The organism is Polaribacter sejongensis (assembly GCF_038024065.1).
Taxonomy (GTDB): Bacteria; Bacteroidota; Bacteroidia; order Flavobacteriales; family Flavobacteriaceae; genus Polaribacter; species Polaribacter sejongensis.
The window spans coordinates 2386197-2412328 of record NZ_CP150667.1 but is presented as its reverse complement, the minus strand read 5'-3'; the positions used below and the strand labels follow the sequence as shown (position 1 = coordinate 2412328).

The following is a 26132-nucleotide window of genomic DNA, read 5'->3' as shown; positions in this document are numbered from 1 at the left end:
GAAACAGCTTCTAATAATAAATCTACACTTTTTGTAAAATACTCAAAGCCGTTTTTACGGAATCAATTCTTATAAAAGTGATTAATAATCGCAATCCGTTTTTAGATTCTTTCTCTTTCATAACACAACTTTTAGGGTTTAGCTGCACATATTTTAACATCCGCGTAAAGGCATCTGTGTGGTAAAATTCACTTTGTTGATTGGCAACAAAATACCCCATCATTCTTTTTTGCTTTAGAATAACCTTTTCTAAACCAAGCTCTTTTGCCAACCATTTTATACGAACAGAATCTAATAAATCTTCTACTTGCGTAGGGAATTCCCCGAATCTATCAATAATTTCAGTTTCAAAAGTTTGTAATTCATCCTCGGTTTTTAGCTCACCTAATTTGTTATACAAAGCCAATCTTTCTGTAATAGAATTGATATAATCATCCGGAAAAAGAATCTCGAAATCGGTATCTATTTGTACTTCTTTTACAAACTCTTTAGGCTTAGAATTATCTGTAGGATAGAGTTCCTTAAACTCATTCTCCTTTAACTCTTCAATAGCTTCTTGTAGTATTTTCTGATAGGTATCAAAACCAATATCGTTTATAAATCCACTTTGTTCACCACCTAATAAATCTCCAGCTCCACGAATTTCTAAATCTTTCATGGCAATATTAATTCCGCTTCCTAGATCGGAAAATAAAACCAAAGCCTCAATACGTTTTCTGGCATCATCCGTCATCATATGGTACGGCGGAGTTATGAAATAACAGAATGCTTTTTTATTTGAACGACCAACTCTACCACGCATTTGGTGTAAATCTGATAATCCAAAATTGTTTGCATTATTAATAAAAATAGTATTGGCATTTGGTACGTCTAATCCGCTTTCTATGATGGTTGTAGAAACCAATACATCGAAATCTCCTGCCATAAAACCGAGCATTAAACCTTCTAGTTTTTTTCCTTCCATTTGCCCGTGACCAATACCTACTTTTGCGGTAGGAACCAATCTTTGTATTAAGCCAGCAACTTCTTTTATGTTTTCTATTCTGTTATGAATAAAGAAAACTTGTCCTCCACGAGAAACTTCGTAAGAAATAGCATCACGAATGATTTCTTCAGAAAAACGAATGACATTACTTTCTATTGGATGTCTGTTTGGAGGAGGCGTTTTTATTACTGATAAATCTCTTGCAGCCATTAAACTAAACTGTAGAGTTCTAGGAATTGGCGTTGCTGTTAAGGTTAATGTATCTACATTTTCCTTTAAAGTTTTTAATTTATCTTTTACGGAAACTCCAAATTTTTGTTCTTCATCAATAATTAAAAGACCTAAATCTTTAAATTGTAAACGCTTATTTGTCAATTGATGCGTTCCGATAATAATATCTATAGAACCATCATTTACACCATTTATGGCTTCTGTTTTTTGTTTGGCAGTTCTAAATCGGTTTAAATAATCAATACGGACAGGAAAATCTTTTAAACGTTCTGTAAATGTTTTATAATGTTGAAATGCAAGAATGGTTGTAGGAACTAAAATTGCGACTTGCTTGCCATTATCTACAGCTTTAAAAGCGGCTCTTACGGCAACTTCTGTTTTACCAAATCCAACATCTCCACATACCAAACGGTCCATTGGTTGTTCTTTTTCCATATCGGTTTTTACATCTTGCGTAGATGTAAATTGATCTGGCGTGTCTTCATACATAAAACTACCTTCTAGCTCATGCTGAATGTGTGTGTCTGGACCAAAAGCAAATCCTTTTTGTAGTTTTCTTTTCGCGTATAATTGAATTAAATTAAACGCAATATGTTTAACTCTTGCTTTTGTTTTCTGTTTGATTTTTTTCCAAGCTCCAGAACCTAATTTATATATTTTAGGTGCTTTACCGTCTTTACCGTTGAACTTAGAAATTTTGTGAAGCGAGTGAATACTTACATATAAAATATCTCTTTCTCCGTAGACTAATTTTATGGCTTCTTGCTTTTTACCTTGAACATCAATTTTTTGTAAACCACCAAATTTTCCAATTCCGTGATCCATATGTGTTACATAATCTCCAATTTCTAATTTGTTTAAATCCTGAAGCGTAATTGCCTGCTTTTTAGCGTACCCGTTTTTTAATCGGAATTTATGATAACGCTCAAAAATTTGATGATCTGTGTAACAAACTAACCTGTTTTCAACATCGACAAAACCTTGATATAATGGAAAAACTACCGTTTCATAATGTACTTCTTGTGCTGCATCATCAAAAATATCATGAAAACGTTTTGCTTGTTGATCGTTTGCACAAAAAATGTAATTTGTAAATTCTGCTTTATGATATTCTTCTAAATTCTCTATTAATAAATCGAATTGCTTATTAAAAGAAGGTTGTGCAATGGTATTAAATTTAATTTCAGAAAGACCTTTCGTTTGTGTTTTAGTAGAAATTTCTATCAGTGAAAAATCTTGTATTTGATTTTTGATAAAACTTCCATCACAAAATAACTCACTTGGTTTTGCGTGTTTTATTTCTTTGGATAAATCTTGGAAAGCTTCTTCAGCCTTTTGATAAAATTTATCTAGGTTTCCGGTAATTAAATCGATGTTTTTTGCAAAAATGACAGTTTTAGGCGAAATGTATTTAAGAAAGCTTTCTCTGTTTTCTTGTAATGTTTTGTTTTCTACATTTGGCATAATAGAAACCTTTTTCAGTTTCTCATTAGATAATTGTGTCTCTACATCAAAAGAACGAATACTGTCTATCTCATCACCAAAAAATTCAACTCTGTATGGTTCATCATTAGAAAAAGAAAAAACATCTATAATTCCTCCACGAACAGAAAAATCACCTGGTTCTGTAACAAAATCTACACGTTTAAATTTGTATTCGAATAAAACTTCGTTTACAAAATCTAAAGATAGACTTTCTCCAACTGCTACTTTTAATGTGTTTTTTTCTAGCTCCTTTTTGGTAACCACTTTTTCGAACAATGCCGTTGGATAGGTTACAATTACAGCAGGTTTTTTACGAGAATTAATTCGGTTTAAAACTTCTGAACGTAGTAATACATTTGCATTATCAGTCTCTTCTATTTGATAAGGTCTTCTGTAAGAACCAGGATAAAAAAGGACATTTTTTTCTCCTAATAATTGTTCTAAATCGTTAAGGTAATAAGCAGCTTCTTCTTTATCATTAAAGATTAATAGATAAGGTTTGTCTGCTTTTTTAAAGGTTTCTGAAATAACAAAAGACAACGAAGAGCCGACCAAATTCGATATTTGAAAATGGTTTTTGTCTTGTTGAAGTTGGTTAATTATCTGCGATACATTCGCAGAGTTTTGATATTGATTTACAATGTGCTGCTTGCTCAACCCGAAATGTTTTAGCAAAGATATTAATTTGAATTTGTTAAATATAAAATGTTTAAAAACTATTTTAAATAAGATATAATCTTTTCTTAAAATAGTTTAGTGAAATTTACGTTTTATATTCTGTAAAGGGGATTTAATTATCTTTGTTGTACCTTAAATCAGTAGATTATAATGTAAGGTATTGGTTTGTAAATTATCAATTTATAATTTATTAGGTGTTATTTTTATCATTTTCGAATAAATTAAACTTTAACGCAAATAAAATATACAGTACTTTATTTTCTTTGTTAAATCAATATATTTGCCAAAAGAAATATTAGAAATTGCAAATTGCTTTTCTTATCCCTAAAAAAGAAAATTTAAATGAAACATATAGTTCTTATTCTTGTTTTTTTATTCACACTAAATAGTTTCAGTCAGAATGAAGTTAATAAATGGGCTGTAACACTTGGCTCTGGTTTTGTACTTTATTCTGTAGAAGATGGACCAGATATGGGAGGTAGGCTTATTTCTCAATTCCCTAGAATATCTGTAGCGACCTATGTGTTAAAAAATATAACTTTAGCAGGTAGTATTTCTACTGATTTTAATGATAATCAAAAATACACCACTTATGATGGTGAAGTTAGATATGATTTTGGTACTTCACAAAATACCATTAATCCTTATGTACTAATTGGTGGAAGTCTTATAGAATCTAAACATGTATTACCAACTTTAAATTTTGGTATTGGTGGTACACTTTGGATTTCTAATCGCTTAGGATTACAAGGAGTATTAATGCACAAGTATAATGAAGAAAGATTCCAAAGTCAACGTTCTCATACTTACGCTTCTGTAGGTATTACATACCGTTTTTCACTAAGTGGAGGGAATGGTCGTTCTACTTCTGGAAGAAAACGTATTTGGGAATCTAAACATTAATTTCTTCTTTTATTTTATGGCAATTTGCCATTATGATTTTTATTTGACCGCTATGTAGCTTGTTAATATTTTACTGATTTCTTCTGCTGATAGAAAAGAGTCTATTTGCTCATCAATCGTATTATTTGCACTTAAAATAATCGTAGAAGGATAGCTAATGGTATTGTTTTTAGAAGCGAGTACTTCTACTATTTCGTGAGTTCCTGATTTATTTTTAAATATTTTACCTTTTATATTTACGGATTCTTTACTTTCTGCATCAAAAGAAATAAAGTAATAATGTTTGTTTAATAGATCTATAACTTTTTTATCGATAAAAGTATTCTTTTTCATAGCAAAACAATACTTACACCAGTTTGTGTGAAAAAATACTATAATTGGCTTCTTTTCTTTTTCTTGTAACTTAAAAGCTTCTTCAAAAGAATAATTTATTAAATTGTTGGTTTTCTGCCCGTATAAAAAACAGGTGGAAAGTATAAAAAAGAAAAGAAGCGTATTTTTCATTATTGTATTTTATATCTAAGTCCTACAAACATACGTATACCTTGGTTACCAGCATATACATAAGCTGGATCGAACGCTAATTCTGGATTTGTTTCTGTGTCTACTCCAACGTCAAAAGGATTATCGCTATTTAAGATACTGTTAGCAGCAGGTGTGAAGTTTAATAAATTTTTTACTCCACCAAAAACCTCAAAAGTGTTGCTGATTTTTTTAGTAGCTTGTATGTTTTGTATACTATACCAAGGAGATGTTGGAGATCTTGGATCATTTTCTCCTAGTAAAGGTAGATCCATAGGTCCGTAAATGTTACCAGTGTAGTCAAGTAATAAATCGATAGATTTTATTTTGTAAGAAATACTCCAAGTACCACTAAAGCTTTCTGTTAATAGCTGTCTTTCGGTAACTCCTTCTTCTGTGGTAGATACATCCATTAAGGTTGCACCAGCTATAATTGAAAGACCATTTCTAAAATTTATATCTGTATTTAAAGATATACCTTTTGATACTGCATAACCATCATCTAAGTTGCCATAGATTATTTTTGAAGTATCGGTTTCATAATCTGCAACTATTTTATTGTTGAAATGCGTGTAAAAAACACTTCCATCTAAATTAATAATAGTATTGTTGTTTGTGACTATTTTCTTAACATAGTTAATGTTAGCATTCCAAGAAGTTTCTGGAAGCAACTCGTCTTCAAAAAATACGTCTCTGTTTCCTGTAAGGGCAGCATGGTCTTCTGTAAAAACATTAGCAACTCTAAAACCATTACCAATACTAACTCTTAAAACATCTTCGTTATTATCAGAATTCCATTTATAATTTACTCTTGGAGAAAAAACACTTCCATGTACATTATTATGATCATATCTTGCACCTAACAGCAGTTTACTTTTTGGTGCTAATGTAATTTCATCTTGAATAAAAATACCTGGTAAATGCGTGATTGATGGATCGTTTTCTGTTTCGCTACCAGTTGCAGTGGTATTGTCGTCGTAATTTGTGTAACGATAAGCAACTCCCATTAATACATCATGATTTTTTCCAAAAGTAGTGTCGTATGTTAATTGTCCGAAGGCAATAAATTGATCAGCTTTGTAAAAAGTATCTCCGTAGTAAGAATTTTGATCATGTCCATTCGCACTAAATTGAAAATTTAATTTTTCATCTGTAGGTAATTGGTAGGTTCCAAAAGTTTCCCATCTACTCGTGTAAATACTTTCTCCATAAATATCTGTTCCCCCTCTAAATTCAGGTGTCCAATCCATTTCTCCACCCCATCTATCCTCGTAAACATAACGCCCAGCTACCGTAAAAACACGATTGTTTTTCCTTTCGAAATCAAATTTATTAAAAATAGAAATTCTGTTTTGTAAGGTTAAATCTGTAAAACCATCATTATTGTTATCAATTGGGTTTTGGTAATTAAAATAATTGATACCTAATAAAGCATTCGTTTTTCCTAGCTTGTATTTTAAACCAATATCAGTATTTACTTCTCCCCAAGAACTCGCGTAAGAATCTATTGTAAACAAAGGTGAAGAAGCTGGTTTTTTTGTAATTATATTAATGATACCTCCAACGGCCTCAGAGCCATACAGAGTGGAAGCAGGTCCTTTTACAATTTCTACACGTTCTATTAATGCTTGCGGAATTCCTGTTAATCCATAAACCGTAGAAAGTCCGCTTACAATTGGCATTCCGTCAATCATAACAAATGTGTAAGCTCCCTCTAGTCCGTTTATATGAATATCACCAGTATTACAAACGCTACAGTTTACTTGTGGTCTAACACCATTTATATTCTCCATAGATTCAAAAATAGAAGGTGATGGGTTTTTCATAAAAAAGGTAGGAGAGTATACTTCTACAGGTACAGGACTGTCTAATTTCTTAACTGGTTTCATGGTTCCAGATATAACTATTTCATCTAAAGAATCATCTTCTGACAGTGATAAATTTTGAGTAATTTTTTGATTTTCATCAACAGAAATTTTTATGAATTTAGATTGATAACCAACACTACTGGCAACAAGTGTGTAATTTCCTTTAGGAATATCTTTTAGTTTATAATAACCGTTTTCGTTAGAAGCTGTTCCAATTTTAGAGTTTTTTAAATAAACATTCACGTAAGCTAATGCATTTGAGCTATTCGTTATTTTACCAGAAACAGAATTATTTTGGGAAAAAATTGTGTTTAAGCTGATAAGAGCTGTAAATAGTATAAGTCTTTTTAGTTTCATTTGATAAATATTTTTGACAAATGTAATTTATTTTTTAGACTTGTCTAAAAATATATTTATTAAATTTAAAAAGTATATCTTTGTAATATAAAATTTATAGATGTTTACACTTTCTGAAGAAAATTATTTAAAAGCAATTTATCATTTAGAGTTAGATGCTGTTAAAGGAATCAGTACAAATGCTATTGCTAAAAAATTAGAAACAAAAGCTTCTTCTGTTACAGATATGATAAAAAAATTGTCTGAAAAGGAAGTAGTTGTGTATAAGAAATATAAAGGAGTTAAATTAACTAGTTTAGGAAAGAAGACTGCTGCAAGTATTGTACGTAAGCACAGGCTTTGGGAAGTTTTTTTGGTAGATAAGTTAAATTTTTCTTGGGATGAAGTACATGATGTTGCAGAGCAATTAGAGCATATTAAGTCTTCAAAATTAGTAGAGCAATTAGATGCTTTTTTAGGTTTTCCATCGCATGATCCTCATGGAGACCCTATTCCAGATAAAGAAGGGAATTTAAAAACGATAGATAAAAGTTTATTATCAACTTTATTAAAAAATGAAAGTGGAATTTGTATTGGTGTTGATGATTCTTCTTCAGAATTTTTAAAGTTCTTAGACAAAAAAGGAATTACTTTAGGGCAACAGATTACGGTTTTAGAAAAAGAAGACTTTGATGATTCCGTTTCTATTAAGGTTGATGATAAGAAATTATCAATTTCAAATAAAATAGCTAACAATTTATATATAAAAAAAATATGAATACCTACAACCCAATAGTAGCGCTCTTAGTGTTTTTTGGCGTTATTTTAATCTTGTATTTTATATTTAATCCTAAAAAAGGACTTTTCTTTAAATATCTCAAGGCTCGTAAAGAAACAGAAAAAACAGCTATTGAAGATGTTTTAAAGTTATTGTATCATGATCCTAAAACATCTATAAGTACCATTTTTGATGAATTAGATTTTAGTCATAGCTTGTTGTTAGAAAGTATTGATACTATGTTAGAAACTGGATTGGTAAAAAAAGAGCATGAGCTTTTTTCATTGACCAAAGAAGGAGATGAATATGCATTAAGAATTGTAAGAGCACACCGTTTATGGGAAAAATATTTATCAGAAAAAACGGGTTTTCATAAAACTGAATGGCATAGTAGAGCAGAGAAAAAAGAACACGAGTTATCTGGTGAAGAAGTAGAAGATTTATCTACGCTTTTAGGGAATCCGAGATACGATCCTCATGGAGATCCAATTCCAACTAAAGCTGGTCAAATTCCTGAGAAAAAAGGAATGCTACTTGCCGATTTACCGATTCTAAATTTTGGAAAAATTATTCATATAGAAGATGAGCCTACAAGTATTTATAAGCAGATTTTAGCGAAACATATTCATTTACATTCTCAGGTATATATGAAAGAGATAAGTGAAAATCGCATTGTTTTTGAATCTGAAGGAGAGCAATTTGTTTTGCCGCCTATAGTAGCTAAAAATATTACCGTAATTTCTTTAGACAAAGCAGATGTTGTAGAAACAGATACGTTGCGTTTATCTAATCTAGAAAATAAACAAAAAGCAACAATTATAGGTGTCTCTAAAGAATGTAGGGGAGAAAATAGACGTAGATTATTGGATTTAGGTTTTGTAAAAGGAGCAACGGTTAGTATCGATTTGTTAAATCCGTTAGGAGATCCAAAAGCATTTTTAATTAAAGGAACAGCCATTGCTTTAAGAAAAGACCAGGCTGTTAAAATTTTAATTACCAAAGCATAAAAAAATGAAAACAGCAACAAAATCAGCTTGTGACACATGTGCGCATCATACTTTAGACGGAGTTAAAAAATTAGGTGTAGATACTGAAAATGTCGACTTTGTAATTGCATTAGCAGGAAATCCTAATACAGGAAAAAGTACTGTTTTTAATGCGTTAACAGGTTTAAGGCAGCATACTGGGAATTGGCCAGGAAAAACAGTAACTAGAGCAGAAGGCGCGTTTGAATATCAGCAACAAAAATTTAAATTAATAGATTTACCAGGTACCTATTCTTTAATGTCTCGATCGGAAGATGAAGAAGTTGCTAGAAATTTTATCCTTTTTGGTAAGCCGACATTAACAGTTATAGTTGTTGATGCGAGTAGGTTAGAACGTAATTTAAATTTGGTACTTCAAATTTTAGAAATTTCATCGAACGCCGTTCTTTGTCTAAACTTAATGGATGAGGCGGAAAAAAATAATATAAACATAGATTACAGAAGTTTATCTAGAGAGTTAGGGATTCCTGTGGTACCAACAAGTGCAAGATCTAAAGAGGGGATTCCAGAATTAATTGCTGCAATTAGCGATTTGGCAAACGGAAAAATAGTTTGTAAACCTTATAAAATAAAAAGCATTCCAAAACATGTAGAAGATGCTGTGCAGAAATTGAGTGCAGCCATTAAAGAAGAATATCCAACAGTTTCAAACAGCAGGTGGTTAGCTTTTAGAGTTTTAGAAGGAGATACGCATATTTTAGATGCCTTAAAAACAGGTGATTTTATTTAATTGAAGAGAATGGGAACAAAAAACATTGATAAAATTATAGAATTATCTAACGAATTGCGTTGGCAAATTGGCGATGATTTTCACGATAATTTAACGGAAGCAATTTATGCTGATGCTTCTAAGATTGTTGAAAAAACAGTTGTAAAGGATAATAAAAAAGGAGCTTTTTATTTAAATGCTAAAATAGATAGAATTGTAACTAGTAAAATTTGGGGTTTTCCAATCATGCTATTGTTATTAGGTTTAGTACTTTGGTTAACGATTATTGGAGCAAATTATCCGTCTTCTATGCTGGCTAGTTTGTTGTTAGATACAATTCATCCATTATTAAAGGAAGGAGCTGCATTTTTAAGTTTTCCTTGGTGGTTGTCTGGTTTTTTAATTGACGGTGTGTATTTAGCAGTTGCATGGGTAATTGCTGTGATGTTGCCCCCAATGGCTATCTTTTTTCCATTATTTACCTTGTTAGAAGATTTTGGGTATTTACCAAGAGTTGCTTTTAATATGGATTCGCTTTTTAAAAAATCTGGAGCACATGGTAAGCAAGCTTTAACGATGACCATGGGTTTTGGTTGTAATGCAGCCGGAGTTGTAGCAACTAGAATTATTGATAGTCCGAGAGAGCGATTAATTGCAATTATTACTAATAATTTTTCTTTGTGTAATGGTCGTTGGCCAACGCAGATTCTATTAGCAACGATTTTTATTGGTGCCGTTGTACCGTCATCATATTCAAGTTTAATTTCTTTGGTTGCTGTTGTAGGAATAGCTGTTTTAGGAATCTTTTTTATGTTTTTCTTTTCTTGGGCATTGTCTAAAACAGTTTTAAAAGGAGAGGTTTCAACGTTTAATTTAGAGTTGCCTCCTTATAGAACACCTTTATTTTGGAAAACCATTTACACTTCTTTAATAGATAGAACATTAATTGTCTTATGGAGAGCCATTGTATTTGCAGCACCGGCTGGAGCAGTAATATGGTTAATTTCTAATATCTTTATTGGTGATGAAAGCATTGCGTTGCATTTAATCGATTTTTTAGATGGTTTTGGATTTTTATTAGGATTAAATGGTGTTATTCTATTGGCTTATGTAGTTGCTATCCCTGCGAATGAAATTGTAATTCCGTCTATATTAATGTTAACGGTAATGGTAACGGGAGCTGTTGGTGGAGCTGGAGCGGGTGTAATGTTTGAGTTGGACTCAGTTACAGCAACAGGTGATATTTTAAGAGGTGGTGGATGGACGCTTTTAACAGCGGTGAATGTAATGTTGTTTAGTTTGTTACACAATCCTTGTAGTACAACTATTTACACCATTTATAAAGAAACAAAAAGTACAAAATGGACTGTGGTAGCAACAATTTTACCTGTTATAGCAGGTTTTATAATTACGTTTTTGGTTGCGCAAATTTGGAGAATTTTAAGTTAATCACCCTAAAATAAATTCTGATATTTACCTGAAATTAATTGCTTAATTTGTATTTTGCAGTAAAATAAATTGTGCAAAATACATCATCCTTTCAGGTTTATAACGCTTCTGCGGGAAGTGGAAAAACCTTTACGCTCGTAAAAGAATACATTAAAGTTTTATTAACTTCTGATGATATTTTTTCGTTTCAGAAAATTTTAGCCATCACGTTTACCAATAAAGCTGCTGGTGAAATGAAAGAACGTGTGCTGTCTAGCTTAGAAGATTTTGCAGATGGTAAGGAGAATGATTTACTCAATATTATTGTTGATGAAATCACTATTGATAAAGCAATCATTCAAGAAAGAAGTCAGAAGATTTTAGATGCAATTTTAAAAAATTATTCTGCTTTTTCAATTACTACAATAGATAGTTTTACACATAAAATAATTAAAAACTTTGCGTTCGATTTAGGCTTGTCGCTTAATTTTGAAGTAGAAATGGATGCCGTTTCTTTATTAAATGAAGCTGTAGATGTTTTAATTTCTAAAATTGGAACAGATAAAAAACTGACAAACCTTTTAATAGATTATTCTTTAGATAAAACAGATGATGATAAATCTTGGGATATTTCTAGGGATTTAAGTGAGTTTGCACGAATCTTGTTAAATGAAGATGATGTGCAGCATTTTAGAAGTCTTGCAGATAAAAAATTAGAGGATTTTACAAACTTAAAGTCGAAGTTGTATAATCAACAAAAAGAATTAAAAGATTCCATTAAAAAAGTTGGTGAAGAATGCCTTCAATTGATAGAAAATAACGGTTTAGAGCATAAGAGTTTTATGCGCGGTACCATTCCTAAATTCTTTGCAGATCTAAGTATTAAGTCTGTAGATATAGATTTTATCAAACGAAGCGAAACCATAAAAAAAGCGATAGAGAATAATCAATATTATTCAAAGTCTACCACTGAATTTGTTGCAAGTTCTATAGATCAAATTGTACCAGATATTGTTCGGTTATTTAAGGAAGCTGAGGTTATTTATCAGCAATTCTCTATGAATAAATTGGCGTTGAAAAGCATTATTCCTTTAGCGGTTTTAAATAATATCAATTCAGAATTAGAAAATATAAAAGAAGACAATAATATTCGATTAAATGCAGAATTTAATCAATTGATTTCTGATAATATAAAAGACCAACCAGCTCCATTTATTTACGAGCGAATTGGGCAGCGTTTTCAGCATTATTTTATTGATGAGATGCAAGACACTTCTGTGTTGCAGTGGCAAAATTTAGTGCCATTAATAGACAATACGTTGGCGCAAGAAAATAGTAATTTACTGTTAGTTGGCGATGGAAAACAAGCGATTTATAGATGGCGTGGAGGGAAAGCAGAGCAATTTATAGAGTTAGGTTCAGATAGAGTGAATCCTTTTCATGTTTCTAAAGAGATTAAAAATTTAGAAACCAATTTTAGAAGTTATTCAGAGGTTATCAATTTTAATAATTCGTTTTTTCAGCATACGGCGAATTTTATTCAGAATGAATCGTATAAAAAAATCTTTATAGAAGGGAATAAGCAAATAGAAAATGCTAAAAAAGGTGGTTTAGTTTCTTTAACCTTCCTTGAAAAAAATGAAGATAAAGAGCTCGAAAAAGTAAAATATCCGCAGAAGGTTTTAGAGAAAATCCTTCAATTAAAGGAGAGTTTTTCTTTAAGTGAAATTTGCGTGTTGACTCGTACTAGAAAAGACGGAGTCGCAGTGGCAAATTATTTATCAGAAAAAGGAATTGATATTGTTTCTTCGGAAACCTTGTTGTTAAAAAATAGTGCAAAAGTTACTTTTATTGTTGATGTTTTAAAGGTTTTACAAAACCCGAGTGATGAGGAGACGCGTTTTGAAATGCTGTATTTTTTACATCAACATTTACAAATAGAAAAACCAAAGCATGTCTTTTTTAATGAATTTGCAAAGGCTGATAATGAAACTATTTTAGAGTCTTTAAAAAACCTTGGTGTAGCGTTTAATGCTTCAGCATTTCATCAATTACCATTTTACGAGAAAATAGAAGAAATTATTAGAGGTTTTAATTTGATAAATTCTTCTGATGCGTATATTCAATTTTTCTTAGATGTTGTTTTAGAACAGCAAAGAAACGGAACCGATGTTGGTGAGTTTTTAGAATTTTGGGAACTTAAAAAAGAACGACTAAGTATTGTTGCTCCAGAAAGTGCAGGAGCTGTTCAGATTATGACAATTCATAAATCGAAGGGGTTAGAATTTCCGGTGGTTATTTTTCCTTGTGACGTAGATATTTATAGACAGATAAAACCAAAATCTTGGTTAGATCAATTACCAGAATCATATGAAGGTTTCGATGAGTTGTTGGTAGATTATAGTAAAAGTTTAAGTATTGTTAGTGAAAGAGGTTTAGATATTTATAACAAGCAACGCGAAGAATTAGAATTAGATAATTTTAACCTACTGTATGTTACTTTAACAAGGGCTGTAGAGCAATTACATGTTATTACTGATAAAAAAATATCATCTAAAGGAGAAGAAAATACTAATTTTTATTCGGGTGTTTTTATCAATTATTTAAAACAACAAAATCTCTGGAGTGATGATCTTTCTGAATATATTTTTGGAGATGTGCAAAGGGTTAGTGAAAAGAAAGAAGAAAGTTCTGTTGCAGAAATCCATGAGAAATTTATTTCAACTCCTTGGCAAGAACATAATATTGTTTTGTTAGCAAATTCTTCTAAATTATGGAATACAGAACAAGGAAAAGCTATTGATTTTGGAAATTTATTTCACGAAATTTTATCTAAAATTATAACTTTAAATGATGTTGAGAAAGTTATTTCTATGTATTACCAACAGGGAGTTATAAATAAAGAACAGCAAATTTTTATAACAAAAAGTATTCTTAGTATTGTAAATCACCCTGAATTAGAGTTTTATTTTTCAGATAAAGTTAAAGTTTTTAATGAAAGAGAAATTGTTGATGTAGATAATCAGATTATTATTTTAGATAGGTTGATTTTTATAGCGGATAAAAAAGTAGTTATCATTGATTATAAGACAGGAAACCCTTCTTCAGAGCATCATCAGCAGTTATTAAGATATGAAAGAACTTTAAAATCAATGAATTTTACAGTAGAGGAAAAATTACTGATTTATATTAATGATCAAATAGATGTTGTTGCGGTGTGATTTGTAGAAAAGCATCAACTTTAAAATTAAGATAAATTTATAAATAAAACAGTAATTTAACTGCTTAATTCTTTTCTCTTTAGAGCTGAAAGAAAAAGTCAGAAAAAAGAATTGATTATCCTTTAATTCATGTTAATGAGTGGTTTAAAGAGCTTTATTGAGGTCTTTGTAAAAATTAGGTAGTGGATTCAAGGGGAATTAGAATTAATAAAACGTATTGTTTTAATAATATTTTGTAGATTTGTCTTTGTATATACGATTTAAGGATTTACTTTTGCGTATAATAATAACGAACTTTTAATTTAAAAATTTGATAATGAAACGATTAAGAATAGCTGTGATAGCTTTGTTTACGTTGGTAACAGTTGGTAACGTAAGCGCACAAGATGAAAACAACCCTTGGGCTGTAGGTTTTGGTGTAAACGTAGTAGACTTTTACAATGGTGATGACTTTAGTGACCAAATAAAAGATTTATTAGGTAACGGAGATTGGAATATTTTACCTTCTATTTCTAGAATATCTGGAGAAAAGTATTTAGACAAAGGTTTCTCTTTACAATTAGCGGGGTCTTTAAATAAAATTGAAACAGTTACAATTAAAGATGATTCAGATTTTCTTTACTGGGCTGTAGATGCAGTTGTAAAGTATGACTTAAATAACTTAGTTGGACAAACAGGTTGGTTTGATCCTTATGTATATTTAGGTGGAGGTTATACTTCTGTAGATTCTAGTGGTGAAGCAATGTTAAATGGTGGTGTTGGTTTTAATACTTGGTTTAATGACAACTTAGGATTAAACTTTCAAACAGGAACTAAAAAAGGTTTTTCTGATAACGTAAGAGCACACTACCAAACTTCTTTAGGTTTAGTAATTAAATTTGGAGGAACAGATACAGACGGAGACGGAGTATATGATAAAGATGATGCTTGTCCAGAAGAAGCAGGTTTAAAAGAATTTAACGGTTGTCCTGATGCTGATGGCGATGGAGTAAAAGATTCTGATGATGCTTGTCCTAATGTTGCAGGTTTAGCAGCTATGAATGGTTGTCCTGATTCTGACGGAGACGGTGTAGCTGATAAAGATGATATGTGTCCTAATGCTAAAGGAACTAAAGCTAACAAAGGTTGTCCTGATGCTGATGGAGACGGTGTAGCTGATAAAGATGATAAATGTCCTTCTGTTGCAGGACCATCTGATAATGCAGGATGTCCTTGGCCAGATACTGACGGAGACGGAGTATTAGATAAAGATGATAAATGTCCTGAGTTTGCAGGTGTTGCTTCTAATAATGGTTGTCCAGAAGACGCTATGACAGCAGAACAAATTGCAGCTTTAGCAGGATATTCAAAAGAAATCTTATTTAGTACAGATAGCGCTAAAATTAATAGAGCTTCTGCAGGGAAATTAGATAAAGTTTATGATTTAATTAGTTCTGTAGATAATGTAATCTATGTAATAGAAGGTTATGCAGATAGTAGAGGAGCTAGTGCTTACAACGTATATTTAACTGAAAGAAGAGCAGAATCTGCTAAAGCTTATTTAGTTGAAAAAGGTTTTGACGCTAATAGATTAGAAACTGTTGGTCAAGGAGAGAAAAATCCTATTGCATCTAACAATACTAGTTCAGGAAGAAGTAAAAACAGAAGAGTAGTTATTAAGTTATCTGATAAATAATTTTCAACTACATTTTAATATAAAAACTCTGCTCATTTTGAGCAGAGTTTTTTTTGTTTCTGTTATTTGTTTCTTTTTCAATTAAAAAAGAGGAAAATCTTTTTTAATTAAGGACAAAAAAATTACCTTTGCAATCTGAAAAAAGAGGCTGAAATCTCTGAAATAAAATAATAACTTTAATTAGATACATAATGTCTACAATAACAGGTAAAGTTTCACAAATTATTGGGCCAGTAATTGATGTTGAATTCAATACTGAAAATGAACTTCCTAAAATTTACGATTCGTTAGAAATCAAAAAAGCTGACGGCTCTATTTTAGTATTAGAGGTACAACAGCATATTGGAGAAGATACAGTTAGAACTATCTCAATGGATGCTACTGATGGATTAAGTAGAGGAACTGAGGTTGTGGCTACAGGTAATCCTATTCAAATGCCTATCGGAAACGATATTTATGGCCGTTTGTTTAATGTAACTGGAGATGCTATTGATGGTTTAGGGAACTTGAAAAAAGAAGGTAAAGATGGTTTACCAATTCACAGATCTGCACCTAAATTTGAAGATTTATCAGTATCTACAGAAGTTTTATTTACAGGTATAAAAGTAATCGATTTAATTGAGCCTTATGCAAAAGGAGGTAAGATTGGATTATTTGGAGGAGCTGGAGTAGGTAAGACAGTATTAATTCAGGAGTTAATTAACAACATTGCAAAAGGACATGGTGGTTTATCAGTTTTTGCAGGTGTAGGAGAAAGAACTCGTGAAGGAAACGATTTACTTCGTGAAATGTTAGAGTCTGGAATTATAAAATACGGAGACGATTTTATGCATTCTATGGAAGCAGGAGGATGGGATTTATCTAAAGTAGATAAACCAGGAATGAAAGGTTCTAAAGCGACTTTCGTATTCGGTCAAATGAACGAGCCACCTGGAGCACGTGCGCGTGTTGCATTGTCTGGTTTAACAATTGCAGAATACTTTAGAGATGGAGCTGGAGAAGCAGAAGGTAAAGATGTACTTTTCTTTGTTGATAATATTTTCCGTTTTACACAAGCAGGTTCTGAAGTGTCAGCACTTTTAGGACGTATGCCATCGGCGGTAGGTTACCAACCAACATTAGCAACAGAAATGGGTGCAATGCAAGAACGTATTACATCAACTAAAAAAGGTTCTATTACATCTGTACAGGCAGTTTATGTACCTGCAGATGATTTAACAGATCCAGCACCAGCAACAACGTTTGCGCATTTAGATGCAACAACAGTATTGTCTCGTAAGATTGCAGAATTAGGTATTTACCCAGCGGTAGATCCTTTAGATTCTACTTCAAGAATTTTATCTGCTGAAATTTTAGGTGATGAGCATTATAATACTGCAACAGCTGTAAAAGAAATTTTACAACGTTATAAAGAATTACAAGATATTATTGCAATTTTAGGTATGGAAGAATTATCTGAAGAAGATAAATTAGTAGTTCATAGAGCTAGACGTGTACAACGTTTCTTATCTCAACCTTTCCATGTAGCTGAACAATTTACTGGTATACCAGGAGTTTTAGTTGATATTAAAGACACTATTAAAGGTTTTAATATGATTATGGATGGTGAGTTAGATAAATACCCTGAAGCAGCATTTAACTTAAGAGGATCAATTCAAGATGCAATTGATGCTGGAGAGAAAATGTTAGCAGAAGCATAAAATTAGTCAGCGGTTTGCAGTTTTCAATCTTAAAAAAGAATGTAAACTGCAAATTGAAGACTGTAAACTATAAGAGATATGTTTTTAGAAATTGTAACACCAGAAGCTATATTATTTTCAGCAAGGATTGACTCATTGTCAGTTCCTGGAGAAAATGGTGAGTTTCAAATGTTAAATAATCACGCACCAATTGTTGCTAACTTAAAGGAAGGAATAGTTAAAATTCATGTTCATAGTAAAGAACATTTAGAATTTGATCAATTTAAAGGGCATTATGAAATTCATATAGATGATGATAATATTCTAACAATTGCTATTAAATCTGGAACTTTAGAATTAAAAGATAATAAAGCAATTATTTTAGCAGATTAAATTTCTAAAATAATTATAAAAATTAAAAGTCTCAAAACAACAGTTTTGAGACTTTTTTAATTTAAACACTCTCTATAAAATATCAAGTGTATTTTTTGCAATTTCCCCCTTTACTTTTCTTTTTATTTCATACTTCAAAATTGGTAAATAATTAAGAATAAACGGTTAGTGTAAATCATTGAATTTATACAGGAAAAACACCCTTTTAGATAAGGTTAATATAAGTAATATTTTAATTAAACATTTGATATATAGTGAGTAATGTTGTTTTTGGTTTTTATCTTTTTTATATTATAATTTAATTTGTATTTTCATGCGTATTAATCCAACTACTATGTTATGAAAACAGTTTTTAAATTTTATCAAATATTTTTTTTAGCATTATTTATCATTAGTTGTAAGTCTGAAGCAATATCTCAAGTTACTGAAGTTGATAGTTCTAGACCTTCTAATACGATCACTTATAAAGAAATGGCTAGTATGTTTCATCAATATGATGTAGGACAGAAACCTGTTTTAGATGAATTTAGGAAAGAATTTACAGGTGATGCTAATGAAATTGAGAGTATTTCTCATTTTTACGATATTAATCAATTAAAGCAATATATTGCGTATGTAGAAAGGTTATCAAAGGAAAAAGATATTGAGCTTACAGGTATTAGAATTTTTTCAGCAGCATACCCTAAAGATTATCCAGAAGAGCTTTTAAGAGGTAGACAAACTTTAATTTTTATGCCTACAGCAGATACAAAAGAAAAGAAAAATGTTGCTTATGAACCTTTGTATTCTAATAAAGGAGAGGCAATACCTTTTACAAAATTCTTAGATCAATTTAGTAGTAAAGAAACAAAGAATGTTGCTAGAGCTTCTTTTTTACCTTTTATAGGAGCTAATGAAGACCTTAAAAGTTCTGGAGCAAATAAATTGAAACCAACACCACCAATGTAATCTTTTGGATAAAATAATTTACATATTATATTTTATAGCCATAGTAGTCTATGCTATTTTCTATTTTAAAAAATCTTTTGATGTTGATTTAAAATACTTTTTGGGGTACTTAATAGCTATGTTTACTTTTGAAATGATTGCTAGCTATGTGAAATATAATTTAGCGCTATATAATTTATGGGTATATAATACCCTTACTTTTGTTGAATTCAATTTATTATTTTTATTTACAAAACAAATATTAACTTCAGGAAAAACACAAAAAACAGTTTTAAGAGTTAGTATGCTCTTTAATGTTATTTATTTGCTAACTACGTTTTATTATTTGTATCAAGGAATTTATTTTGAAACCTACAATAGCATTGCTTCTATTTCTGGAAGCTTATTAATAGCTATTGTTTTATTCTTATTTTATAGGGATTTTTTATCTTCTAATGAAATTCTTAATTATAAGAAATCGCTTACTTTTTGGATTGCTTTTGGTTTGTTATTCTATTATTTAGGCACTATACCAATAACTTCTATTATAAATAACATGAAAGGAACACCAATTGAGGTGATAGAATATTTATATAATATTCAGTTTGTTTTATTGATATTTATGTATAGTTGTTTTATATTGGGGGCACTATGGAGTCAGAAGCGAGTCAAATAATATTAATTGTAACCACTATCATTATAGCTACGTTTGTTGTTTTTATAATATTATTGTTTACTGTTTTTCAGAAAAGAAAGAACTCGTTGTTAGAACAGCAAAAAGAGAGTAAAAAAAGATTTGAAAGAGAAATAGCAGAAACACAAATAGAAATTAGGGAAGAGACCTTAAGAAATATTAGTTGGGAGTTACACGATAATATTGGACAGTTATTAACTTTAGCTAAAATTCAACTACAAAATGCTTCTCAAGATAACATTCACGAAGTTTCAGAAACAATAACCAAAGGCTTAACCGAAGTTAGAGCTTTGTCTAAATTAATTAATCCTGAAGCTATAAAAAACATCAAATTAAGAGAAGCGATACAGCTAGAGATAGATAGATTTAATAGATTAAATTTTATCAATTCTGCCTTAATTATTAAAGGAGAGGGAGAATTAAATAATGAAAAATCTTGTATTATTATTTTTAGAATTTTACAAGAATTTTTTTCCAACACCATTAAACATTCCAAAGCATCTAATCTAACTGTAGAGTTAAATTTTAGTGAACATTATTTAGAAATTACAGCGAAAGATGATGGAGTTGGTTTTTCCTCTTTAGAAGGTAAGTCTAATGGAATAGGGTTAGAGAATATTAAAAATAGAGCAAAATTAATCGGTGCAACTGCAGTTTTTACTTCCGAAGTAAATAAAGGTACTTCCCTAAATATAGTATATAAATTATGATGAAATATTCTGTTGTTATTGTAGATGACCACACACTGCTTTCACAAGCAATTGCTGCTATGGTAAATACTTTTAATAAATTTAAAGTTTTATATACGTGTAAAAATGGACAGGAATTAGTTGATAAATTCTCTTCTTCACCAGAATTTATTCCAGATGTGGTTTTAATGGATATTAATATGCCTATAATGAATGGAATTGAAACAACTGAATGGATTTCTAAAAACCATCATGAAGTACATGTAATGGCGCTTTCTGTGGAAGATGAAGACGCTACTATTTTAAAAATGTTAAAAGTTGGTGCTATTGGTTACTTATTAAAAGATACCGAAAAAGTAGTTTTAGAAAAAGCTTTGGTGGAAATAGCCGAAAACGGATTTTATCATACCAAAAATGTAACCAATTTATTAATGAAATCTCTTTCTGGAAATGGAGAGACAGAAATAAAATTTAAAGAAAGAGAAATTACTTTTATGAAACACGCTTGTTCTGAATTAACCTATAAGGAAATTGCAGAAATTATGTGTTTAAGTCCAAAAACAATTGATGGATATAGAGATGTTCTGTTTACTAAATTACATGTAAAGAATAGAGTTGGTTTGGTTATGTATGCAATCAAAAATAAAATTTACACTCCATAAAAAAAGTGTAAATTTGCAGCATGGAAGAAACGAACAGACAACGTAAAATTGCAGGAGTATTGCAAAAGGATTTGGTAGATGTTTTACAGAAAGCAGCGCAAGATGGAATGAAAGGAATAATTATTTCTGTTTCTAAGGTTCATGTAACTTCAGATTTAGGAGTTGCTAAAGTTTATTTAAGTGTATTTCCTTCTAGCAATAGAGAAGAAATTATTAAAGGTGTACAATCTAATACGGTTTTAATTCGCCATGAAATGGCAAAAAGAACAAAACATCAATTACGTAGAATGCCAGAATTATTATTTTTTGGAGATGATACGTTAGATTATATTGAGGAAATTGATAAATCTTTAAAAGGTGAAGATGACAATCCTATTAAAGATCCTAGCGTTTTACCAAGACGTAAAAGAAGTTAAATTTATTCTCGCATTTGAACTTTCCCTTATACATAGCCAAAAGATATTTATTTACTAAAACAGGTAATAATGCCATCAATATTATTACAATTATTGCTTCTTTTGGGGTAATTGTAGGTTCATTGGCCTTGTTTATTATTCTTTCTGGCTTTTCTGGTTTGCGTACATTTAGTTATAGTTTGTTAGATGTGTCTGATCCTGATATTAAAATTACTTCTAGTAAAGGGAAAACTTTTCTCTATACGGATGATGTTCATCAAGCCTTAATAGATAATACTTCAATAAAAGCAACTTCTAAAATTATAGAAGAACGCGTTTTTTTAGAATACAATGATAAGAATGAAATAGCTTATATAAAAGGCGTTGAAGACAGTTATACTTCTATTACAGACATAGATTCTGTAATCAGTTTAGGGAATTGGTTAGATTTAGATCAGCCAAATACAGCGGTTGTTGGTAATGGAATTTCAAGAAAGTTATCATTAGGAGTTTTAAATTACGGAGCTCCTTTAACAATTATGGTTCCTAAACCTGGAGTAGGTTTTATAAACCCAAATAATGCTTTTTATAAAAAAGATGTGCAAATTGTTGGTTTGTATTCTGGTACGGAAGAATTTGAAAGTAAATTTGTTTTTGTTTCTATAAATGAAGCAAAAAACTTATTGAATTTTGATGAGAACCAAATAACAGGTGTAGAAATTAAATTAAAAGATAATTTAGACGCCGATTTGTTTTCTGAGCAACTACAACAGCAATTAGGAGATCAATTTAAAGTACAGACTAAACAACAGTTAAATGAGGTTTTCTATAAGGTAATTAATACCGAGAATTTTGTGTCGTACCTTATTTTTACATTAATTGTAATTATAGCATTATTTAATGTTATTGGTGCGATAATAATGATGATTATCGATAAAAAATCGAATTTAAAAACCCTTTTTAGTTTAGGTGCTTCTATTAAAGAAATTAAAAAAGTTTTTATTTTACAAGGTTTCTTGTTAACTTTTTTAGGAATGATTATCGGTTTGTCGCTAGGAATTCTAATTGTTTTTATTCAGAAGGAATTTGGCATATTTATGATTACCCAAAACTTTGCTTATCCGGTTGAATTTAGATTTTCGAACCTGCTTATTGTAATAGCTACCATTACAATTTTAGGTTTTATTGCCTCTAAAATTGCTAGTAGTAGAATTTCTAAAGAGTTTATAGAAAGATAGGGGTAGTTTTTTGTAGCTAAATCAATTTAAAACTGAGGAATAATCGTATTCCCAAATTTAGCTTCCACTTCATCAAACGTAGCAAAAACATCCTTTGCATCATCAGAAGTTACCATTTTCATTCTGTATTCTTTAAAATGCGGAATCCCTTTAAAATAATTGGTATAATGTCTTCTCGTTTCAAAAACACCTAATACAGGTCCTTTCCAATCAATGGCCATTTGTAAATGTCTTCTTGCTATTTCTACACGTTGTGCAATTGTTGGTTTTGCTAAATGTTCACCAGTTTTAAAGAAGTGTTTTATTTCATTAAAAAACCAAGGATAACCAATAGCAGCTCTACCAATCATACAACCATCTAAACCATAAGAATCACGCATTTCCATTGCTTTTTCAGGTGAAGTTACATCCCCATTTCCAAAAACAGGAATATGCATTCTTTGATTGTTTTTTACATCGGCAATTGGTTTCCAATCTGCCTCACCTTTATACATTTGGGCACGCGTTCTACCATGAATAGAAATTGCTTTACATCCTACATCTTGCAAACGTTCGGCAACTTCTACAATTCTAATAGAATCATGATCCCAACCTAAACGCGTTTTAACTGTAATGGGCAAATTTGTGTGTTTTACCATCGCTTCAGTTAATGAAACCATTAAATCTATGTCTTTTAAAATTCCTGCTCCTGCACCTTTAGAAACGACTTTCTTAACAGGGCATCCAAAGTTGATATCTATAATATCTGGATTCGATTTTTCTACAATCTCCACCGTTTTTAACATCGATTCTAAGTTAGCTCCAAAAATCTGAATTCCTACTGGACGCTCTTTTTCATAGATGTCTAGCTTCATAATGCTTTTTGCTGCATCACGAATCAAGCCTTCAGAAGAAATAAACTCTGTATATACCACGTCTGCGCCTTGTTCTTTGCACAAGGCTCTAAAAGGAGGGTCAGAAACATCTTCCATTGGTGCTAATAAAAGAGGAAAGTCTGGTAATTCTATGTTGCCGATTTTAATCAAAATGATTTAATTTTTTGCAAATTTAGTGATTTTTAGCCTTTTTTAGCTGAAAATTATTTTCTTCGGTTTTTGAAGCACTGATAGCTTTTAAATTCGCCCTTTAGAAATATGAAAAGCATTGTTTTTTTAAAATAAAATGATATCTTACAGTATAAAAGAATCAAATTATATTATGGGAGCAAAAGAAGATATTTTAAAAAAAATCAGTTTTTTAATCACTAGCAAATTTCAAAGTCCGGCAGAAGCTTTTCTTTTTTTTGATAAAGACAAAGACGGGAAATTAAATAAAGATGAAGTAAAAGACCTATTAAAAGATGCTGATATCAGCGGTTTTTTTAGAGGAATTGTAGCTGGTGAATTGATAAAAGGCTATGATAAATCTGGAGATGAATGCATCAATTTGGACGAATTTAAGATTGCAATTGCAGAATTAGAAAGAGATTTGTAAATCTCTTTCTAATTTGTTATTTACAGAACAAAAGAACACACTTAACAAGGTTTTAAAAATGCTTTCCTTGTAGACTGCAAAAATTAGCTATCAACTGCAAAAATTAAGATACTTTTAGTTATTTAATTCACAAACTTATTTACCTATCTTTGTCAGTTGAACGCAGTTAGAAAACGAAGTATGAAAAACATTAGAAACTTTTGCATTATCGCACATATAGATCATGGTAAAAGTACGTTAGCAGATAGGTTATTAGAGTACACAGGTGCTGTAACAGATCGTGAAAAGAAAGATCAGTTACTAGATAATATGGATTTAGAGCGAGAACGTGGTATTACCATAAAATCGCATGCTATCCAAATGGATTTTGAGCACAAAGGAGAACACTATATCCTTAATTTAATTGACACTCCTGGTCACGTAGATTTCTCATACGAAGTTTCTCGTTCTATTGCTGCTTGTGAAGGCGCATTGCTAATTGTAGATGCTGCACAAAGCATACAAGCACAAACAATTTCTAATCTATATCTAGCTTTAGAGAACGATTTAGAGATTATTCCTATTTTAAATAAAGTAGATTTACCTTCTGCAAATCCAGAAGAAGTAACAGACGATATTGTAGATTTATTAGGTTGCGACCCAGAAGATGTAATTCACGCAAGTGGAAAAACAGGTTTTGGAGTTGATAATATTTTAGCTGCAATTATAGATAGAGTTCCTGCTCCAAAAGGAGATCCAGATGCGCCGTTACAAGCCTTAATTTTCGATTCTGTTTACAATTCTTATCGTGGAATTGAAACGTATTTCCGTGTTTTAAACGGAGAAATAAAAAAAGGACAAGAGATTAAGTTTATGGCAACTGGTAAAAATTATTTTGCCGATGAAGTTGGTACTTTAAAACTGACTCAAGTTGTAAAAAAATCTGTAAAAACAGGAGATGTTGGGTATTTAATTACAGGTATTAAAACGGCAAAAGAAGTAAAAGTTGGAGATACTATTACAGATGCTCTTAACCCAACTACAGAAATAATTGATGGTTTCGAAGATGTAAAACCAATGGTTTTTGCTGGTATTTATCCTGTGGATACAGAAGATTACGAAGAGTTGCGTTATTCTATGGAAAAATTGCAATTAAATGATGCTTCTTTGGTGTTTCAACCAGAAAGTTCTGCCGCTTTAGGTTTTGGTTTCCGTTGTGGGTTTTTAGGAATGTTACACATGGAAATTATTCAAGAACGTTTAGAGCGTGAGTTTAATATGACTGTTATTACAACGGTTCCCAACGTTTCTTACCACGCGTATACTAAGAAAAATCCCAACGAAATATTACTTTTAAACAACCCTACAGATTTACCAGATCCATCGAGATTAGATAGAGTAGAAGAGCCTTTTATCAAGGCAAGTATTATTACCAAGTCAGATTTTGTTGGACAAGTAATGAGTTTGTGTATCGAAAAACGTGGAGAAATTACGAATCAAACTTACTTAACTACAGAAAGAGTAGAGTTAACGTTCGATATGCCTTTGGCAGAAATTGTTTTCGATTTTTATGATCGTTTAAAAACTGTTTCTAAAGGGTATGCTTCTTTCGATTATTCGCCAATTGGTATGAGAGAATCGAAACTAGTAAGAGTAGATATTCTTTTAAACGCACAACCTGTAGATGCGCTTTCTGCACTTTTACATGCAGACAATGCGTATACAATTGGTAAGAAAATTGTAGAAAAGTTAAAGGAATTAATTCCTCGTCAGCAGTTCGATATTCCTATTCAGGCTGCAATTGGAGCAAAAATTATAGCCCGTGAAACTACCAAAGCATTGCGTAAAGATGTTACCGCAAAATGTTATGGTGGAGATATTTCTAGAAAACGTAAGTTATTAGAAAAGCAGAAAAAAGGGAAGAAAAGAATGCGTCAGGTTGGTAATGTAGAAATTCCGCAAGAAGCATTTATGGCGGTATTGAAGTTGAATGATTAGATAAAAAGAATCAAGATTTTTAGAATTAAGACTAAATAAATAATGTAGAAACCTTTTTGAGAAATCAAGAAGGTTTTTTTTATGCACGTCATTGCGAAGTTTACTTTTTTGTAAACTGTCAATCTGTTAATTTTTTGAAG

General features: G+C 30.9%; 19 protein-coding genes and 1 pseudogene. 16 read left to right on the top strand and 4 right to left on the bottom strand.

The window, feature by feature from the left end:
• Positions 1–22 precede the first annotated feature (22 nt).
• Positions 23–3358, bottom strand: coding sequence for a transcription-repair coupling factor (gene mfd, locus WHD08_RS10090; RefSeq protein WP_208890929.1), 3336 nt, complete (start codon positions 3356–3358; stop codon positions 23–25).
• 363 nt (positions 3359–3721) lie between these two features.
• Between mfd and WHD08_RS10085 the strand changes: the two genes are divergently transcribed.
• Complete coding sequence (locus WHD08_RS10085) at positions 3722–4282, top strand: hypothetical protein (RefSeq protein ID WP_208890930.1); 561 nt, start codon at positions 3722–3724, stop codon at positions 4280–4282.
• Between the two features lie 39 nt (positions 4283–4321).
• Here the strand turns inward: WHD08_RS10085 and WHD08_RS10080 are convergent, their stop codons facing one another.
• Both WHD08_RS10080 and WHD08_RS10075 read right to left on the bottom strand, forming a co-directional pair.
• On the bottom strand, positions 4322–4786 hold the full coding sequence (locus tag WHD08_RS10080) for a thioredoxin family protein (RefSeq protein ID WP_208890931.1): 465 nt from the start codon (positions 4784–4786) through the stop codon (positions 4322–4324).
• Positions 4786–7029, bottom strand: coding sequence for a TonB-dependent receptor (locus WHD08_RS10075; protein WP_208890932.1), 2244 nt, complete (start codon positions 7027–7029; stop codon positions 4786–4788). Before WHD08_RS10075 ends, WHD08_RS10080 begins: the two co-directional genes overlap by 1 nt.
• 100 nt (positions 7030–7129) lie before the next feature.
• Here WHD08_RS10075 and WHD08_RS10070 point away from each other — a divergent pair, with 100 nt between their 5' ends.
• From WHD08_RS10070 to WHD08_RS10010, 13 genes and pseudogenes are all read left to right on the top strand, one after another.
• Entirely contained in the window at positions 7130–7786 is a 657-nt protein-coding gene (locus WHD08_RS10070) for a metal-dependent transcriptional regulator (RefSeq protein WP_165734300.1), read from the top strand.
• Entirely contained in the window at positions 7783–8793 is a 1011-nt protein-coding gene (locus tag WHD08_RS10065; protein ID WP_208890933.1) for a DtxR family transcriptional regulator, read from the top strand. The genes WHD08_RS10070 and WHD08_RS10065 overlap by 4 nt, the downstream gene beginning before the upstream one ends.
• A 4-nt stretch (positions 8794–8797) precedes the next feature.
• Positions 8798–10990: pseudogene (gene feoB / locus WHD08_RS10060) on the top strand (ferrous iron transport protein B).
• Positions 10991–11061: 71 nt separating this feature from the next.
• Complete coding sequence (locus WHD08_RS10055) at positions 11062–14190, top strand: UvrD-helicase domain-containing protein (RefSeq protein WP_208890934.1); 3129 nt, start codon at positions 11062–11064, stop codon at positions 14188–14190.
• A gap of 316 nt (positions 14191–14506) precedes the next feature.
• On the top strand, positions 14507–15865 hold the full coding sequence (locus WHD08_RS10050; RefSeq protein WP_208890935.1) for an OmpA family protein: 1359 nt from the start codon (positions 14507–14509) through the stop codon (positions 15863–15865).
• Positions 15866–16056: 191 nt separating this feature from the next.
• Positions 16057–17565 carry a F0F1 ATP synthase subunit beta gene (gene atpD, locus WHD08_RS10045; RefSeq protein ID WP_165734304.1) on the top strand — a complete coding sequence of 503 codons (1509 nt, stop codon included), beginning with the start codon at positions 16057–16059 and terminating at the stop codon, positions 17563–17565.
• 78 nt (positions 17566–17643) lie between these two features.
• Positions 17644–17937: a FoF1 ATP synthase subunit delta/epsilon gene (locus WHD08_RS10040; protein ID WP_165734305.1), complete on the top strand. Its 294-nt coding sequence runs from the start codon at positions 17644–17646 to the stop codon at positions 17935–17937.
• A gap of 339 nt (positions 17938–18276) precedes the next feature.
• Positions 18277–18885 (top strand): hypothetical protein, encoded by a 609-nt coding sequence (locus WHD08_RS10035; protein ID WP_208890936.1) that lies wholly within the window; start codon positions 18277–18279, stop codon positions 18883–18885.
• A gap of 4 nt (positions 18886–18889) precedes the next feature.
• Entirely contained in the window at positions 18890–19540 is a 651-nt protein-coding gene (locus WHD08_RS10030; protein WP_208890937.1) for a hypothetical protein, read from the top strand.
• Positions 19516–20268 (top strand): sensor histidine kinase, encoded by a 753-nt coding sequence (locus WHD08_RS10025; protein ID WP_208890938.1) that lies wholly within the window; start codon positions 19516–19518, stop codon positions 20266–20268. Before WHD08_RS10030 ends, WHD08_RS10025 begins: the two co-directional genes overlap by 25 nt.
• Entirely contained in the window at positions 20265–20909 is a 645-nt protein-coding gene (locus tag WHD08_RS10020) for a response regulator transcription factor (protein ID WP_208890939.1), read from the top strand. Before WHD08_RS10025 ends, WHD08_RS10020 begins: the two co-directional genes overlap by 4 nt.
• 20 nt (positions 20910–20929) lie before the next feature.
• Entirely contained in the window at positions 20930–21325 is a 396-nt protein-coding gene (gene rbfA, locus WHD08_RS10015; protein ID WP_165734310.1) for a 30S ribosome-binding factor RbfA, read from the top strand.
• A 14-nt stretch (positions 21326–21339) separates the two neighbouring features.
• A complete protein-coding gene (locus tag WHD08_RS10010; protein ID WP_208890940.1) occupies positions 21340–22542 on the top strand; it encodes an ABC transporter permease in 1203 nt (400 codons plus the stop codon).
• Between the two features lie 26 nt (positions 22543–22568).
• On the opposite strand, the gene dusB is transcribed toward WHD08_RS10010, so the two are convergent.
• Positions 22569–23567 (bottom strand): tRNA dihydrouridine synthase DusB, encoded by a 999-nt coding sequence (dusB, locus tag WHD08_RS10005; protein ID WP_208890941.1) that lies wholly within the window; start codon positions 23565–23567, stop codon positions 22569–22571.
• 136 nt (positions 23568–23703) lie between these two features.
• Between dusB and WHD08_RS10000 the strand changes: the two genes are divergently transcribed.
• Both WHD08_RS10000 and lepA read left to right on the top strand, forming a co-directional pair.
• Positions 23704–24015, top strand: coding sequence for an EF-hand domain-containing protein (locus WHD08_RS10000; protein ID WP_244183329.1), 312 nt, complete (start codon positions 23704–23706; stop codon positions 24013–24015).
• A 180-nt stretch (positions 24016–24195) separates the two neighbouring features.
• Positions 24196–25992, top strand: a complete 1797-nt coding sequence (gene lepA / locus WHD08_RS09995) for a translation elongation factor 4 (protein ID WP_165734314.1) — start codon at positions 24196–24198, stop codon at positions 25990–25992.
• Positions 25993–26132 lie beyond the last annotated feature (140 nt).

Excerpts from the sequence above, each read along its gene's own strand:
- WHD08_RS10085 (WP_208890930.1), top strand. The coding sequence starts at position 3,722 with ATGAAACATATAGTTCTTATTCTTGTTTTTTTATTCACACTAAATAGT.
- WHD08_RS10080 (WP_208890931.1), bottom strand. The coding sequence starts at position 4,786 with ATGAAAAATACGCTTCTTTTCTTTTTTATACTTTCCACCTGTTTTTTA.
- WHD08_RS10075 (WP_208890932.1), bottom strand. The coding sequence starts at position 7,029 with ATGAAACTAAAAAGACTTATACTATTTACAGCTCTTATCAGCTTAAAC.
- WHD08_RS10070 (WP_165734300.1), top strand. The coding sequence starts at position 7,130 with ATGTTTACACTTTCTGAAGAAAATTATTTAAAAGCAATTTATCATTTA.
- WHD08_RS10065 (WP_208890933.1), top strand. The coding sequence starts at position 7,783 with ATGAATACCTACAACCCAATAGTAGCGCTCTTAGTGTTTTTTGGCGTT.
- WHD08_RS10050 (WP_208890935.1), top strand. The coding sequence starts at position 14,507 with ATGAAACGATTAAGAATAGCTGTGATAGCTTTGTTTACGTTGGTAACA.
- atpD (WP_165734304.1), top strand. The coding sequence starts at position 16,057 with ATGTCTACAATAACAGGTAAAGTTTCACAAATTATTGGGCCAGTAATT.
- WHD08_RS10040 (WP_165734305.1), top strand. The coding sequence starts at position 17,644 with ATGTTTTTAGAAATTGTAACACCAGAAGCTATATTATTTTCAGCAAGG.
- WHD08_RS10035 (WP_208890936.1), top strand. The coding sequence starts at position 18,277 with ATGAAAACAGTTTTTAAATTTTATCAAATATTTTTTTTAGCATTATTT.
- WHD08_RS10025 (WP_208890938.1), top strand. The coding sequence starts at position 19,516 with ATGGAGTCAGAAGCGAGTCAAATAATATTAATTGTAACCACTATCATT.
- WHD08_RS10020 (WP_208890939.1), top strand. The coding sequence starts at position 20,265 with ATGATGAAATATTCTGTTGTTATTGTAGATGACCACACACTGCTTTCA.
- rbfA (WP_165734310.1), top strand. The coding sequence starts at position 20,930 with ATGGAAGAAACGAACAGACAACGTAAAATTGCAGGAGTATTGCAAAAG.
- WHD08_RS10000 (WP_244183329.1), top strand. The coding sequence starts at position 23,704 with ATGATATCTTACAGTATAAAAGAATCAAATTATATTATGGGAGCAAAA.
- lepA (WP_165734314.1), top strand. The coding sequence starts at position 24,196 with ATGAAAAACATTAGAAACTTTTGCATTATCGCACATATAGATCATGGT.